This window comes from Streptomyces sp. NPDC026673 (genome assembly GCF_040638135.1).
Taxonomy (GTDB): domain Bacteria; phylum Actinomycetota; class Actinomycetes; order Streptomycetales; family Streptomycetaceae; genus Actinacidiphila.
This window is the reverse complement of the sequence record NZ_JBEZXR010000020.1, coordinates 69,611-83,941: the sequence shown is the minus strand read 5'-3', so window position 1 is coordinate 83,941 and position 14,331 is coordinate 69,611. Positions and strand designations below refer to the sequence as shown.

The following is a 14,331-nucleotide window of genomic DNA, read 5'->3' as shown; positions in this document are numbered from 1 at the left end:
CACAGCCTACTGGCGCGGGACGGGGGGTCCGGGGAGGGACGGGCCGGGTTCACGGCTTGTGCGACGGGGGTCACACGGGGGTTCGCCTGCGGGTGCGTTGTGGTTGATGCGGGGGGTTTCCCCGCCCGCCCTCCCGAGCACCCGGCGCGGTCGGTGCGGGCCGCGCACCGTGTGCCTGGGGTCGGTGCCGCGCCGGCGCACTCCCCCAGCCTCCGGCCGGGGGTACCCCCACCAACGCTCGCGGTTTACGCCAACGTCATTCGGCGCCGGGTCCGCCGCTCGTCTCCCCCAGCCTTCGGCCGGGGGGACCCCCACGGGAGCACCCCGCCACACCCCCTCCGGTCGTGTGGGCGCACGACGGCCGGTGGGGGGGGTCAGCAAGGCACTCGCGGCGACCCCGAACCGCTTCCTCACCCCTGCGTCCCCCAGCTACCGCTGAGGGCTGCCCCGTGGGGCGCCTGACCCGGTGGGCTTCGGTTGGGCACTGACGGCGACACCGGACCGGCTCCTCACCGCCTGCATCCCCCAGTTATCGCTGGGCGGTGCCCCCGGGGTGCCTGACCCAGTGGGGGTGAGGTGGGTGCTTGCGGCACCCCCGGACCGCCTACTTACCCCCCTCCGGGGATCAGGCGCGCTACGAGAGGGAGGGGGCGGGGTCGGAGGGGTGGGCGTTCTGGACACTGGGCGTATTTGTGTGCGGCACCCGGGGCAAGGAGAGCAGGTGCCCGCCACGCACGTAAATATGCGTCCAGAATGGCCAGCCCCGGAGGCCCCGCACCCGGCCCACCCACACACGCGCGAGGCGGTGCCTGACCGCGCCGGGCAATCGGGAGGGCGGGCGGGGAAACCCCCAACAGCAACCACAACGCACCCGCACACGACAACCGGGCACCAGCAAACCGCACCCCGCGCGCTACGGGCCGCACCCTGCGGCCAACGCGGCCAGCGCAGCGCCAATCGCCCCCGGGTCGGAAACCACGCCGGAGGCGACCCCCACGACCAGCTCATACGCCGCGTCCTGGTCCGCCGACCGCAGGTCGACCCCGTTGAGGGCGAGGAACACCACCGCCGCAAGCCACGCGGTCCGCTTGTTCCCGTCGACCAGGGGGTGGTTCGCCGCGATCGCGTGCAGCAGCGCCCCCGCGCCGGCGAAGACGTCGTCCCCGTACGCCTCGACGCCGAACATCCGCGCCCGCGGCCGGTGCACCGCCGACGCGAGCAGCCCGGGATCGCGCACCGCGGGCGGCTCGCCACCGCACGCGAGGCGGGCGAGATCGGCGACCTCGGCGAATGTGAGATGGCGCACGGTCACGTCACTCCCCCAGCCTGCGCAGCAGATCCGCGTGGTCGGCGGCGTACGTCTCGCCGACGGCCCGGACGCGCGCGGCCTCGGCCGCCTCGTACGCCCGCACCGCCGTGCGCACGAACTCCGCGACCGGCACGCCGTGCGCGTCGGCGAGGTCGCTCAGGGACTCCCACTCGGTGTCGGTGAAGACGACGGTCAGCTCTTTCACACCGGGACGGTAACCCCCCGGCGCACGCTCCTCACCCGGTTTTCGGGCGGAGCCGGGCCGCGGCGCCCACGCCCGCGAGGGAGATGGCGGCCATGGGGAGGAGGACGGCCGCGAAGGCTCCGGTCGCCCCGCCGAGGGCGGCGAAGACGGTGCCCGCGGCGGCGACCAGGACGACGCTGGACAGGGCGTCGGAGACCTGGAGCGCGGCGGAGTTGGCGCCGGCCTCGGAGGGGGGCGAGAGCTTGAAGAGGATGACGCTCAGGGAGGAGATGACCAGGCCCGCGCCGAGGCCGCCCACGGCCCAGGCGGCGGCCGCGCTCCAGGCGGGGGCGGCGTCGAGGAGCGGCAGGGCGGCGCCGGCGATCGCGGCGGCCATCAGGAACATGCCGAGGACGACGAGGCGTTCGCGGTGGGGCTCGAGGCGGGGCCGGCCCTGGATCCAGGAGCCGATGCCCCAGGTGATGCCGCCGCTGGCCAGGGAGAGCCCGGCGAGGGTCGGCGACATGTGGCGCTGCGTGACGAGCATCAGCGGGACGAAGCTCTCCGCGCCGAGGAACGTGCCGGAGGCCACGCCGCGCAGCAGCACCACGGAGGGCAGGCCGCGGGCCGCGCGGAAGGTGCCCCGGGGCAGCAGCCGCAGCGCGGCCGGGACGACGAGCGCGGCACCGGCCGCCGCGAAGACCAGGGACAGCGGCCGCAGGTCCTGCCCGGCGTACTGGAGCAGCCCGGCGCCGGCCGAGACGGCGAGCGCCAGGCGCAGCCGGCGGCCGTCGGGGGCCCTGCGGTCGTCCGGGGGGCGCTGGAGGGACGTACGGCGCAGCGCGGGCATGCCCATCAGCAGCGGGAGTACGACGAGCACGGGGATGGCGAGGAAGACCCAGCGCCAGCCGAACTGCTCGGTGACCGTGCCGGCCACGAGCGGCCCGACGACCGAGGGCAGCACCCAGGACGCGGCGAAGGCCGCCATCACCGCGGGGCGCAGCCGCTCCGGGTAGGCGAGGCCGACGACGACGTACAGGGCGACGATGACGAGCCCGCCGCCGATGCCCTGCACGGCGCGGCCCAGCACGAACGGCCACATGGACTGCGCGGTGCCGGAGACGACCAGGCCGGCCGCGAAGGCGGCGATGCCGCTGACGAGCGGTGCCAGCGGACCGCTGCGGTCGCTCCACTGACCGCTGACGACCATCGCGAACAGGGAGGTGGTGAAGTAGCCGGAGAAGGCGAAGGCGTACAGCGGCAGCCCGTCCAGCTCGCGCGCGGCGACCGGCATGGCGGTGCCGACGGCGGTGGCCTCGAAGGCGATGAGCAGGACGACGGAGACCATCGCGAGGGTCAGCGCGCGATAACGGCTGCCCAGCACGGTGTCGGTGTCCGATCCGGCGAGCGCCATGCCTGAATTGCCGGATACCGGCTCGATGTCTGCGGTGGTCACCACGACAGGGTAAGGGGTCAATCGATGCCTTGCCCCTGGCACCCTGGTCGGCCTTTCGGCCTAGGACCGGGAGAGAGCGGGCCCTGGCCGGGAAGGCGTAGGCCATGCCGCACTACACGTCGTACGACGGAACCGAGATCGCCTACCGGGACCAGGGCGAGGGGCCGGTGCTGCTCGCCCTCGCCGGCGGGCCGGGACGGGACGCCGCCTACCTGGGGGACCTGGGCGGCCTGGACCGCGGCCGGCGCCTGGTCGTCCCGGACAGCCGGGGCACCGGCGGCAGCCCGCCGGCCGCGGACCCGCTCGCCTACTCCTTCCCGCGCCTGGCCCAGGACCTGGAGGCGCTCCGCGGGCACCTGGGCCTGGAGCGCTTCGCGCTGCTCGCGCACGACGCCGCCGCCGCGACCGCGCAGGCGTACGCCGCCGCCTACCCGGAACGCCTCACCCACCTCGTGCTGGTCACCCCCGGCTCCCGGCTGCAGGGCGAACTGCCCGACGACGCCCGCGAGATCTTCGAGAGCCGCGTCGGCGAACCCTGGTGGCCGCAGGCGGTCGCCGCCCTCGCGGAACTCGAGAGCGCCGACGACCTCGACCGGGTCAGGACGCTGCTGCTCGAGGTCGCGCCGATGGCGTACGGCCGCTGGGACGAGCCCCAGCGCGCCCACGCCGCCGCGGAGGGCGGCCAGTTGCACCCGGTACCGCGCGCCGGCTTCTGGCAGGGCCTCGACGAGCCCGCCCGGCTGGCCGTGCTGGCCCGGCTGCGCGAGGTGACCTGCCCGGTCCTGGTCCTCACCGGCGACCGCGACGCGGTCACCGGCATGCGCGCGGGCGAGGTCGTCGCGGCCTCCTTCCCGCACGCCGTCCTGCGCCCGCTGCACGCCGTCGGGCACTTCCCCTGGGTCGACGAACCCGATCTGTTCCGTCCGGTGGTGGAGGAGTTCCTCTCCTCCCCCGATGGTTCGTGAACGGCGTATGGCAGTCCTGTTGCGGGCCCCCGGGAAGCGTTGACCCGCTCCCGGGGGCCGCGTCTATGGTCGGGGTACGTCAACGACGCAAGGCCGTGTGCCCGAGTGGTTCAGGGGCTCGACTGCAAATCGAGTTACGTGGGTTCGATTCCCGCCACGGCCTCCACCCCTTGACCGGGAAGAAGAATGGGGCGCCCCTCGGAAGAGGTGCGCCCCATCTGCCGGTCCGTCTCAAGTTCCCGTCTCGGTTGACCGGCACGAGCACGCCGGCGGCGCCGTCGTCGCCGTCATCCGGCCCGTCCGTTTCCGGCTTCCGGATCAGACCGCCGACCTGTTTCGCCACCTCGGTCCGCACCGCGTCGACCATGTGCTGACAGCGGGCGGCCGTGGCGGTTGTCGACCATCCCACGAGGCCCATGACAGCGCGCTCGGGTACCCCGAGAATGAGCGGGACCGTGGCGGCCGTGTGGCGGGCGTCGGGCACCTGACGACGCCGTCTGCCCTGCTGCTCAACCGCCGTGCCGCCCCGCACTCGCCGCCGCCCGAAATGTCGCTCAGCTAACGGAGACGGGAAACGCGATGCGCGAGTCGGCCGCGGAGCCCATGCCTCCCGACCGTGTGACGCACGCCACGGGAACCCGCCCCGCCGGTTGGACAAATCTTGACGTGGACTACTCATTGCACACCCGGATACGGGCAGGTGACCCCGAGGCGTTCCGCGAGCTCTTCCGTGACCACGCCCGACTGGTCCACCGGCACGCGGTGCGCGTGACCGGGGACTGGGCCGTCGCCGAGGACGTCGTCTCGCTGACCTTCCTGGAGGCGTGGCGGCTGCGGGCCAAGCTGCGGGACGAGGGCGACAGCCCGCGCCCCTGGCTGATGGGCATCGCCGTGAACGTACTGCGCAACACCACCCGCGCTGCGCGCCGCCACCAGCGGGCCCTGCAACGGCTGCCGGCCAAGGAAACGGTCCCGGACTTCGCCGACGAACTCGTCGGCCGCATAGCCGATGCCGACGAGCTGGCCGCCGCCCAGCGGGCGCTGAAGAAGCTGCGCCAGAGCGAGCGCGAGGTCTTCACGCTGTGTGTGTGGTCCGGGCTCGGCTACGCGGAGGCGGCGGCCGTGCTCGGCGTCCCGGTCGGCACCGTGCGCTCGCGCCTGTCCCGCGCCCGCAGACGGCTGAGCAAGCTGGCCGAGGAAGAACTGAGAAGGCGCAGGGAACCCCTGCCGCGCAACGGACAAGTACAGGCCGGCCGCACTTCTGCGGCCCGGTCACACGAGTCGTACGAGGAGAGGTCCGAATGATCCGCAAGAAGTCGCGGCGTGAGGAGTCGCTGGACCACGCGGAGCTGGCCCGTTTGCTGCCGGCGCCCGGAGACCCGCACCTGTCGCTCGACCGTCACCTGCTTCTCGAGGAGCACCTGATGAACGAGATCGAGTCCACCGCGCCCGCCCCTGCGCCGTCCCGCCGCCCGGCACGCCGTGTCCTGCTGATCGGTGTCCCGGTCACCGCCGCCGCCCTGGCCGGCGCATTCGCCTTCACCGCGCTGACCAATTCCGGGGGCGGCGACCCGGCCGCGGCAACCCCGCCCTCCGCTGCGGCAGCCCCGCCCCCGGTCGAAGCGCCGGTCGTCCGCATCGAGCCCGGCAACACCGCCCAACTCGCCTCCACCGTCGAGCACATCGCCGCAGCCGCCTCGGCCCGCAAGACGCCCGTCCCCGGCCCGGGCCAGTACATCTACATCAAGAGCAAGGTCTCCTACCTCGCCGTTTCGCACACCGACACAGACGACTCCAAGGCCTGGGTCCAGCCCCTGCACATCCGTGAGGTCTGGAATTCCCCCGACGGCAAGCAGGGCTGGCTAGACGAGCCCGGCTACCAGCCCAAGGGCGGCACCACCCTCGACAGCAACGTCAAGCCCAGCTTGGGCGCCCCCTCCTACGACTACCTCAAGACGCTGCCCACCGACCCGGACGCCTTGCTGGAGAAGATCTACAAGGAGACCAAGGGCCAGGGGAACTCCCCGGACCAGCAGGCATTCACCACGGTCGGCGACCTGCTCGGTGAGCAGATCGCACCAGCGAAGCTGAACGCGGCGCTCTACCGGGCCGCGGCCAAGATCCCCGGGGTCGTCGTGGTGGAGCACGCCAAGGACGCCGCGGGACGCGAGGGCATCGCCCTGGCCCACGTCGACCAGCGGAGCGGCGACCGCACCGAGTGGATCTTCGACCCCAAGACGTACGCCTATCTCGGCAGCCGCGCTGTCCAGGTCAAGCAGGCCGACGGCATCAAGCCCGGCACGGTCGTCAACTGGACCGCCGTGCTGGAGCGGGCCGTCGTCGACGCCCAGAAGCAGCGCCCCGCCGCGCAAGGCACCCGTGCGTGAGAACGCAATCGCCCCGCTGGGCAGTGCACATGGCGCCACGCGATCACATCGAGCAGCACTCCCGTCGTCGCGGGTGGCGGTCTCGCGGTCGTGGCTGGTCGGCACCGGCACGGTACCCATCGCGCGCAGGCGCCGCACGGCCGGCCGGAGCTGACTGCAGGCGGCAGGCGGCAGGCGGCAGGCGGCAGGCGGCAGGCGGCAGGCGGCAGGCGGCAGGCGGCAGGCGGCAGGCGGCATAACGCTACGGGTGAAGCAGGCCGGTCGCCGAGTCGTGGGCGGCCTGCTCGTGCTCCGAACCGCTCGGTGAACGGCCACCACCGGCGCCCCGGGTAAGTGGAGTCGGGCACACCGGCGTGGTGTCACGGGGACGGCGCCGGACGCGAACGGCCGCCATCCGTGCCGGGTCGGCCCTGCACCGCGGGCCCGGCCCGGCCGCGTGCGTGCGTGCGTGCGTGCGTGCGTGCGAAAGACCATCGCCACGCCCCCGTTGCCCCGGATAGGGTGGCGGCGACGCGTCCTGGGGCGCGGGGTGTGCCGGGAAGTCTGGTCGGCGTCGCAGGGGCCGTGTGCCCGTTTCCGCCGACGCCCGGAGGTCCCGCTGTCGTGAACGGTGCCCCGCCCTCGCCTTCCCCTTCCGCAGCGTCCTCCCCTCATTCCTCGAGGGACGGCCTGCGGGAACGACGGATCGGCCTCGGCCTCGCCGCTCTCGCGGCGCTCCTGACCTCGATCGGGGCGGCGCTGTACGTGCTGCCGGGCCCCGGTTTCCCGTTGGTGGTCCTGGGCGTCGCCCTGCTGACCGCCGGAATCGCCTCGGCCGGCGCGCACCGTCGCGGCCGGCCGCGTCCGAACACCACTGGAGGTCCCACCCGATGACGAACTGGCACGGGATCGGGCTCGCGGTCTTCTCCCTGACCCTGCTCCCCGCGGGCCTCGCCCTGGTCGCCGGCCGGGTGCCGGCCCGGCTGCGCCCCCGGCTCGCCCCGATGCGCCCGCGCGGCTCGGCCCTGCTCGCCCTGTACGCCGTCGCGCCCCTCAACGCGATCCCCCGGCTCACGGGAGCCTCCGAGGCGGTCACCCTGGCCTGCACCGTCGCCGGAGGCGTCCTGGCCGTGACCGGATGCGTCCTCGTGGGCGTCTTCGCCCAGCGCGCCAAGGCGGCCGCGCCGTGACCCGCGGGCCGCTTCGGCGGCGACCCGCCTGGTCGCTCGTCGTGTGGTGGTTGCCCCTGGCCCTGCTTCTGTGGCTCGTCGGCAAGGCCGTCGACCAGCCCGCGTCCCTCCTGCGGTGCACGGCGTCCGCCGCGCTGTTCGCCGCCGTCGGGGAGCTCGGCGACCGGCTGCGCCGGCGCCTGCAGCGGAACGCCTGAAAGGCCGTTCGCCCTCGCCGCCGCCGGGAAGGCCGCGGCCTGCGGCGAGGGGCCCGCACGGACCGGGCCCTTCGCCGCGTGGGGCGGTGCGTCACGTCTGCGGCCGGGCCACCGCGTGCTGGGGGCGGATGGGCAGGCGGCTGACCGGGCGGCCGGTGGCCGCGCGGACCGCGGAGGCGACGGCGGCCGGGGAGACGACGACGGGGATCGCGCTGGCGGCCTTCGCCCCGAAGGGGGCGAGCACATCGCGTTCCTCGACGAGCCGGACCACGCGGATCGCGGGCGCGTCGAGCGCGGTGGGCAGCGAATAGCCCGTCAGGTTGGGCCGCTTGATGACGCCTCGGGGTGCGCGCAGATCCTCCATGAGGGCCATGCCGACCCCCTGGGTGACCCCGGCCTCGATACGGGCCCGCAGCTGGGCGGGGTTGAGGATCCGGCCGACGTCCTGGGCGACGGCCATCTCCACGACCCGGATCGCGCCGAGTTCGATGTCGACGTCGACCACGGCGCGCACCGCGCAGAAGGCGAGGCCGACGAAGGCGTCGCCCTGCCCGGTCTCGTCGAGCTGCTCGGTGGGATGCGGGCGGCACTGGGCGGTGGCCCACAGCTCCTTGCCGGCCAGCTCCTCCTCGACGGTGGTGGACAGCACCCCGTCGTACGAGGTGATCTTGCCCTCGGCGATGGAGAGCAGCTCCGCCGACATCCCGAACTTCCCGGCGAGCGGCTGCAGCAGCTGGGTGCGGACCATCTTGGCCGCGCGCTCGACCGCGCCGCCGGAGACCCAGGTGTGGCGGCCGCGGGCGGCGGCGCCGGCCGGGGGCTGGTCGGTGTCCGAGGGCAGGACGCGGACGTCCTCGACGCCCAGCACCTCCTGCACGATCTGCCGGGCGAGGGTGGCGAAACCCTGGCCGGTGTCGACGGCTGCGCAGATGACGGTCGCGGCGCCGTCGTGGACGCGCACGGTGGCAGTGGAGACCTCGTCGGTGCCCTCGGCGCCGAGCATGTGCACCATGCCGAGCGCGTAGCCGACGCCGCGGCGCACCGCGCCCGGCTCGCCGGCGCCCTCCAGGCCGCCCGGGAGCAGCCACTCGGACTCGTCGTCGTCGACGGGCAGCGGGGGCAGGTCGGCGTCGCGCACGGCCTTCAGCAGTTCGCCGACGGGCGCCGGGCAGGTCACCGTCTGGCCGGTGGGCAGCAGGTCGCCGGTGGCCATCACGTTGCGCATGCGGATCTCGGCCGGGTCCAGGCCGAGTTTGGCGGCGAGCTTGTCCATCTGGCCCTCGTAGGCCGCGCAGACCTGCATCGCGCCCTCGCCCCGGACGTGGCCGGAGGGCGGGTTGTTGGTGCGTACCGCCCAGCCCTCGACGAAGACGTGCGGGACGACGTAGGGACCGGCGGCGAAGGAGACGGCCGCGGCGAGGGCGTCGGAGGAGGTGTCGGCGTAGGCGCCCGCGTCCAGCAGCACCTGGGCCTCGACCTTGACCAGCCGGCCCTCGGCGTCCGCGTGGTGGCGGTAGCGCAGCAGCGTGGGGTGGCGGTGGCTGTGGCTGAGGAAGGACTCCTCGCGGGTGGCCACGAACTTCACCGGGCAGCCGGTCTTCAGCGCGAGCAGCCCGAGCGGGATCTGCACGCCGGAGTCCTCGCGGTCGCCCATCGCGCCGGGCACCCCGGTGACGACGACCTTGACCCGGTCCTGCTCCAGCCCGAAGCAGGCGGCGGCCAGATCGCGGTCGGTGTGCGGGTCGGTGGAGGCGACGTACAGCTCCACGCCGCCGTCGGGACGCGGCACGGCGAGTCCGGCCTCCGCGCCGACCGGGGCCGGGTCCTGGCGGCCCACCCGGTACAGGCCCTCGACGACAACCTCGCCGACCGCGTCGGGGTCGCCGAACTGCAGCGGGATGTGCCGGATCAGGTTGCCGTCGGGGTGCAGCGGGGGCGCCGAGAAGGCCCGTTCCGGGTCGATGACCGGTTCCAGGACCTCGTACTCGACCTGGATGGCGGCGGCGGCGAGCCGGGCGGTGTCGGGGTGGTCGGCGGCCACGGCGGCGATGGCCTCGCCATGGTGCCGGACGGTGTCCTTGGCGAAGACCGGACGGTCGGCCACGCGCCGGCCGTGCGTGGCGTCGCCGGGGACGTCCTCGTGGGTCACCACGGCGCGCACGCCGGGGAGCGCGGCGGCCTCGGAGGTGTCGACGGACAGGATGCGGGCGTGCGGGTGCGGGGAGCGCAGCACGGCGGCCCACAGCAGGCCCTCGGCCCACAGGTCGGCGGCGTACGGGTACGTCCCCTGGGCCTTGGCCATCGCCTCGGCGGCGGGCAGGGAGGCGCCGATGCCGTGCGGGGTGGACTGCTGCTCGGCGGCGCCCGTCGCGACCGTCGTGGGGGTGCCCACGGCCGGAGTGGCCGTCGCGGCGTCGGGGCCCGTCATCGCGCGTACCTTTCGCTGCCGCGAGGGGGAAGGTGGTGCCGGGTCAAGCGGTTCGGGGTGTTCACGCCGGGCCTCCGGAGGAGGGGCGCGGGTGCGGCACGCGGGCGCCGTCGGCGAGGTCCCCGGCGGCGTCGTCCGCGGCGTCCGCGGCGGTCTCCTCGCGCTCGGCCACCACCTGGCGCACGGCCTCCAGGACTCCCTGGTAGCCGGAGCAGCGGCAGAGGTTGCCGCTGATCGCCTGCCGGGTCTCCAGCTCGGTCGGGTTGTGGTTGCCCTCGAGCAGGTCGTGCACGGTCATCGCCATGCCGGGGATGCAGAAACCGCACTGCACGGCCCCGCACTGGGCGAGCGCCCGTTGGACGTCCGAGGGCCCGCCCTCGGCGGACAGCCCCTCGGCCGTACGGATGTCGCTGCCCGCGGCGGTCGCGGCGGGCACCAGGCAGGAGGCCACGAGACGGCCGTCGACCTTCACCGAGCACGCGCCGCACTCGCCCTGCTCGCAGCCGTCCTTGGCGCCGGCGAGGCCGAGGCGCTCGCGCAGTACGTAGAGCAGCGACTCGCCGAGCCAGGCGTCGGTGACGGGGCGGTCGGTGCCGTTGACGTTCAGGACGTACGAGGCCACCGGGTGCTCGCTGTGCGCGCCCTCGCCGGGCTCGGCGGCCTCGCCGGCCGGCGCGTCCGGGCTCTGCGGATCCTCGGCGGCGAAGTCCGCGGCGGCGTCCCCGGGTTCGCCGGACTCGCCGAGGCCCCCGGGGTCCTCGCCGTGGGCCGCCTCGGGCCGCGGCTCCTCCGGCGCGTCCTCGGCCGCCGGCACGGCGGCGGGGGCGGGGGCGGGCGGGAAGCGGTACTCGCCGGATTCCTCGGCGGCGCCGTCCGGGGCGAGGGGCAGCGTCCACTGGCCGGTGGCGTCCGCGGGGAGCGCCCAGCCGCCGTCCGCGGCGACTCCGGCGTGCGGCGCGGAGGGTGCCTGCGGGGCGGCGGGGGCGGTCCAGGGTGCCGGGTCGGGGGCGGGCAGGAAGGCGCCCACCGAGTACTCGCCGGAGTCGTCGGCGGTCGGGTCCTCGCGCACGACCGGGATCGCCCAGGTCGTGGCCGCGTCCTCGCCGGCGGCCGGGACGGCGGACGTCTCGGCGGAGGCGACCGTGATCGGCACCTCGGGCGGCTCGGGCGCGTAGCCGTGGCCCGGGGCGGCGAGCGGGTCGGCCCCGGGCTCGGTCATGGAGAGCTGCGCCGCGAAGGAGACGTGCATGGTCTGGTCGGCGTCGTACTCGCCGTGGGGCAGGGGCTCCCACACCCCGTGCCCCGGGGTGAATCCCCCGCCGTGCGGCTGGGGGGACCCCGCCTGCGGCTGGTCGGTCATGCGCCCGTCCGGTGTCCTGTCGTCGTACACGTCGTCACTCATGCCAGTGCCCTCCCCAGCGCCCGGCGGGCCAGTGCGGCCACCGTACGCCGCAGCTGGACGGCGGCGGGCGGCAGCTCGGGGGCCGGGGCGCCGTCCGGGCCGGGCAGCGGGTCGGGGATGCAGGCGGCGGCGACGTACTCGCCGAAGGCCGTGAGGGCCTCCGGCGCCAGCGTCCGCTCGCCGTCCCAGTCGATCAGCCCGGCGACCCAGCGTTCGGCCTCGAGCGGCCGCAGCGGCACCGGTGCGACGGCTCCCACCGCGCAGCGTACGCCCCGGCGGGCCGGGTCGAGGACGACGGCGACGGAGGCGATCGCGCGGCCCGGGCCGGTGCGGCCGGTGGCCTTCAGGAACGTCTGCGGGGCGTGCAGCAGCGGCACCCGGACGTACGCCAGGATCTCGCCCGGCCGCAGCGGGTCCATGCCGGTGAGCAGGTGGCTGACGGGCAGCTCGCGGTTGCCGTCCGGGCCCGCGACGACGACGGAGGCCTCCAGGGCGGCCAGCACGGGCAGCGAGTCGCCGGTGGGGGCGGCGCCGGCGATGTTGCCGCCGAGGGTGCCCGCGTTGCGGATCTGCGGGGGCCCCGCGGCGCGTGCGGCGGCCGCCAGGGCGGGGATGAGCGCGGCGAAGTCCGGGCGGCCCATGCGGGCGTGGGTGAGTCCGGCGCCGAGCAGTGCGGCGCCGTCCGCGTACTGCCAGCCGCGGATCTCGCTGATCCGGCCGAGGCCGACGAGTCCGGCGGGGCGCAGCAGCCCGGAGTTCACGGCGGCCATGAGGTCGGTTCCTCCGGCCACGGGCACGGCGGTGGGCGTGGCGGCCAAGGCCGCCACGGCCTCGTCGAGCGAGGTCGGCAACGCCACATTGCGCGCTGCCTGCCGTGCGTACGTGCTCACGCAGCTGCCCCTTCCCCGGCTGTCCGCGGTGCGGTAGCCGTACGGTACGTGCTGACAGCCCGGACGTGGCAACTCTGGCACATCTTCCGGGGTGATCAACGCGAGGGTCGCAAAGGAGAACCCGCCTTCCGGATGGAAGTCCGTCCGGTTTGCGGCTTTCTCCAGCTTGCGATGGGAATGGCCTCCTTCACGCGCCTTGCCGTGATTGGCCACACCACCCTGCCATCTCCCGCGTCGACCGGCCCCGGGTTGTGGCACGCCTCACACGATCGGGGGCGGCCCCTCGATCGGGCGTCCGATGACGCCGGGACGCCGCTGCCACGGCAGCGGCCCGCCGGGCGGCCGGTATTCGACTCCCAGTGCGTCAAGTCGCCCGTAGTGGGTGGCCATTCGGGCGGCGAAGCCCTCGTGGTCGCGGCCGGCGGGCGCGGGCAGCCGGCTCCACACCGTCTCGGCGAAGGCGGCGAGCCGCGGGAAGGCCATGTAGTCCACCGCGCGCACCGAATCCATCGTCTCCGTCCAGATGTTGGCCTGCGCGCCGATGACGTGGGCGGCCTCCGCGGCGGTGAGGCTGTCCGGGACCGGCTCGAAGCGGTAGACGTCCTCCAGGGTGCGGGCGTGCGCGATCGGCACGGGCTCGTCCTCGCTCTCCGACTGCCGCCAGTCCAGGTAGACCTGGCTCTCCGGGCACATCACGACGTCGTGCCCCGCCCGGGCCGCCGCGATGCCGCCCGCGTAGCCGCGCCAGGAGGAGACCGCCGCGCCCTCGGCCAGTCCGCCCTCCAGGATCTCGTCCCAGCCGATCAGCCGCCGGCCGCGCTCGCCCAGCCAGCCGTCGAAGTGCCGGACGAACCAGCTCTGCAACGCGTCCTCGTCACGCAGCCCCAGCTCCTTGATGCGGGCCTGGACGGCGGCCGAGGCCCGCCATTGGTCCTTGGGGCACTCGTCGCCGCCGATGTGCACGAACCGGGAGGGGAAGATCTCCAGGACCTCGGCGAGGACGTTCTCGTAGAAGCGCACGGTCGCCTCGGTGGGCGCCAGCACGTTCGGGTTGATGCCCCAACCGGTCAGCACCGGCAGGGCGGTGGTGTCCACGACGTCCGTGTTGCCCAGCTCCGGGTACGCGGCGATGGCGGCCTGCGAGTGGCCGGGGACGTCGATCTCGGGGACGACGGTGACGTGCCGCTCGGCGGCGTACGCCACGATCTCGCGGAGGTCGTCCTGGGTGTAGTAACCCCCGTGCGGGCGCTCGTCCCACAGCGGCGACTCCCGCAGCCCGACCTTCGTGCGGGTGCGCCACGCGCCGACCTCGGTGAGGCGCGGGTAGCGGCGGATCTCCACCCGCCAGCCCTGGTCGTCGGTGAGGTGCAGGTGGAGCACGTTGAGTTTGTGGGCCGCCAGCAGGTCGACGTAGCGCAGCACGACGTCCTTGGGCATGAAGTGCCGCGCCACGTCCAGCAGTACGCCGCGCCACGCGAAACGCGGGGCGTCCTCGACGGAGCAGTGCGGCAGGCGCCAGGTGCCCCCCGGCAGCGGCGCGCGGCGGAAGGCGCCGGCCCCGAGCAACTGCCGTACGGTCTGGGCGCCCCAGAACAGCCCCGCCGCTCCCCCGCCGGCGATGCGCACCCCGTCCCCGGCCGACACCGTCAGGCGGTACCCCTCCGCGCCGAGGCGCTCGGTCACGGCCGGGTCGAGGGACAGCGTGATCGTGCCGGGCGTGCCCGCGGGCGGCGGGAGCAGCGGGAGCCCGGTGGCGGCGCCGACGGTGGCGCGCAGCCAGTGCGCGGTCCCCTCCGTGCCGGGGCCGGCCTCCAGGGTGGTGCCGGGGCCCAGGTCCACGTGACCGCCGTCGGCGTGCCGGTGCGCCTCGACGGGCGCCGGGATGAGGTCCATGGCGCCCATCCTGCCGCGCCCGCGCCGACTGGAATAGACCAATCGCCGATT

At 74.8% G+C, this 14,331-nt stretch carries 12 protein-coding genes, 1 tRNA gene and 1 pseudogene; 6 read left to right on the top strand and 8 right to left on the bottom strand.

Translation table 11 applies throughout. The features are described 5' to 3' along the window. Positions 1-913: 913 nt before the first annotated feature. Genes AB0F62_RS16590 through AB0F62_RS16580 form a run of 3 tightly spaced genes read right to left on the bottom strand, consistent with a single transcriptional unit; the run spans position 914 to position 2,907 of the window. A complete protein-coding gene (locus AB0F62_RS16590) occupies positions 914-1,306 on the bottom strand; it encodes a type II toxin-antitoxin system death-on-curing family toxin (RefSeq protein WP_361798429.1) in 393 nt (130 codons plus the stop codon). Between the two features lie 7 nt (positions 1,307-1,313). Beyond that, a complete protein-coding gene (locus AB0F62_RS16585; protein WP_361798426.1) occupies positions 1,314-1,514 on the bottom strand; it encodes a CopG family transcriptional regulator in 201 nt (66 codons plus the stop codon). A 31-nt stretch (positions 1,515-1,545) separates the two neighbouring features. Beyond that, positions 1,546-2,907, bottom strand: a complete 1,362-nt coding sequence (locus AB0F62_RS16580) for an MFS transporter (RefSeq protein ID WP_361798545.1) — start codon at positions 2,905-2,907, stop codon at positions 1,546-1,548. Positions 2,908-3,053: 146 nt separating this feature from the next. Between AB0F62_RS16580 and AB0F62_RS16575 the strand changes: the two genes are divergently transcribed. Continuing rightward, the gene (locus AB0F62_RS16575) at positions 3,054-3,914 is read left to right on the top strand and encodes an alpha/beta hydrolase (protein ID WP_361798423.1); all 861 of its coding nucleotides are present in this window, start codon (positions 3,054-3,056) and stop codon (positions 3,912-3,914) included. 91 nt (positions 3,915-4,005) lie between these two features. Further along, positions 4,006-4,080 (top strand) — tRNA-Cys (locus AB0F62_RS16570). 99 nt (positions 4,081-4,179) lie between these two features. Here the strand turns inward: AB0F62_RS16570 and AB0F62_RS16565 are convergent. Then, positions 4,180-4,392, bottom strand: a pseudogene (locus AB0F62_RS16565) (site-specific integrase); the annotation flags it as partial. A gap of 188 nt (positions 4,393-4,580) precedes the next feature. Here AB0F62_RS16565 and AB0F62_RS16560 point away from each other — a divergent pair. The 4 genes from AB0F62_RS16560 (at position 4,581) to AB0F62_RS16545 (ending at position 7,667) form a co-directional block, all read left to right on the top strand. After that, a complete protein-coding gene (locus AB0F62_RS16560) occupies positions 4,581-5,219 on the top strand; it encodes an RNA polymerase sigma factor (RefSeq protein ID WP_361798420.1) in 639 nt (212 codons plus the stop codon). Further along, complete coding sequence (locus AB0F62_RS16555) at positions 5,216-6,301, top strand: CU044_5270 family protein (RefSeq protein WP_361798417.1); 1,086 nt, start codon at positions 5,216-5,218, stop codon at positions 6,299-6,301. Before AB0F62_RS16560 ends, AB0F62_RS16555 begins: the two co-directional genes overlap by 4 nt. A gap of 869 nt (positions 6,302-7,170) precedes the next feature. Next, positions 7,171-7,470 carry a hypothetical protein gene (locus tag AB0F62_RS16550; protein ID WP_361798414.1) on the top strand — a complete coding sequence of 100 codons (300 nt, stop codon included), beginning with the start codon at positions 7,171-7,173 and terminating at the stop codon, positions 7,468-7,470. Continuing rightward, the gene (locus AB0F62_RS16545; protein ID WP_361798411.1) at positions 7,467-7,667 is read left to right on the top strand and encodes a hypothetical protein; all 201 of its coding nucleotides are present in this window, start codon (positions 7,467-7,469) and stop codon (positions 7,665-7,667) included. The genes AB0F62_RS16550 and AB0F62_RS16545 overlap by 4 nt, the downstream gene beginning before the upstream one ends. Positions 7,668-7,758: 91 nt before the next feature. Here the strand turns inward: AB0F62_RS16545 and AB0F62_RS16540 are convergent, their stop codons facing one another. The 4 genes from AB0F62_RS16540 to AB0F62_RS16525 form a co-directional block, all read right to left on the bottom strand. Continuing rightward, a complete protein-coding gene (locus tag AB0F62_RS16540) occupies positions 7,759-10,095 on the bottom strand; it encodes a molybdopterin cofactor-binding domain-containing protein (protein WP_361798408.1) in 2,337 nt (778 codons plus the stop codon). A gap of 61 nt (positions 10,096-10,156) precedes the next feature. Continuing rightward, complete coding sequence (locus AB0F62_RS16535; RefSeq protein ID WP_361798405.1) at positions 10,157-11,497, bottom strand: (2Fe-2S)-binding protein; 1,341 nt, start codon at positions 11,495-11,497, stop codon at positions 10,157-10,159. Further along, positions 11,494-12,387 (bottom strand): FAD binding domain-containing protein, encoded by an 894-nt coding sequence (locus AB0F62_RS16530; protein ID WP_361798402.1) that lies wholly within the window; start codon positions 12,385-12,387, stop codon positions 11,494-11,496. The genes AB0F62_RS16535 and AB0F62_RS16530 overlap by 4 nt, the downstream gene beginning before the upstream one ends. A gap of 261 nt (positions 12,388-12,648) precedes the next feature. Further along, entirely contained in the window at positions 12,649-14,280 is a 1,632-nt protein-coding gene (locus AB0F62_RS16525) for a beta-N-acetylhexosaminidase (RefSeq protein WP_361798399.1), read from the bottom strand. Between the last annotated feature and the right edge of the window lie 51 nt (positions 14,281-14,331).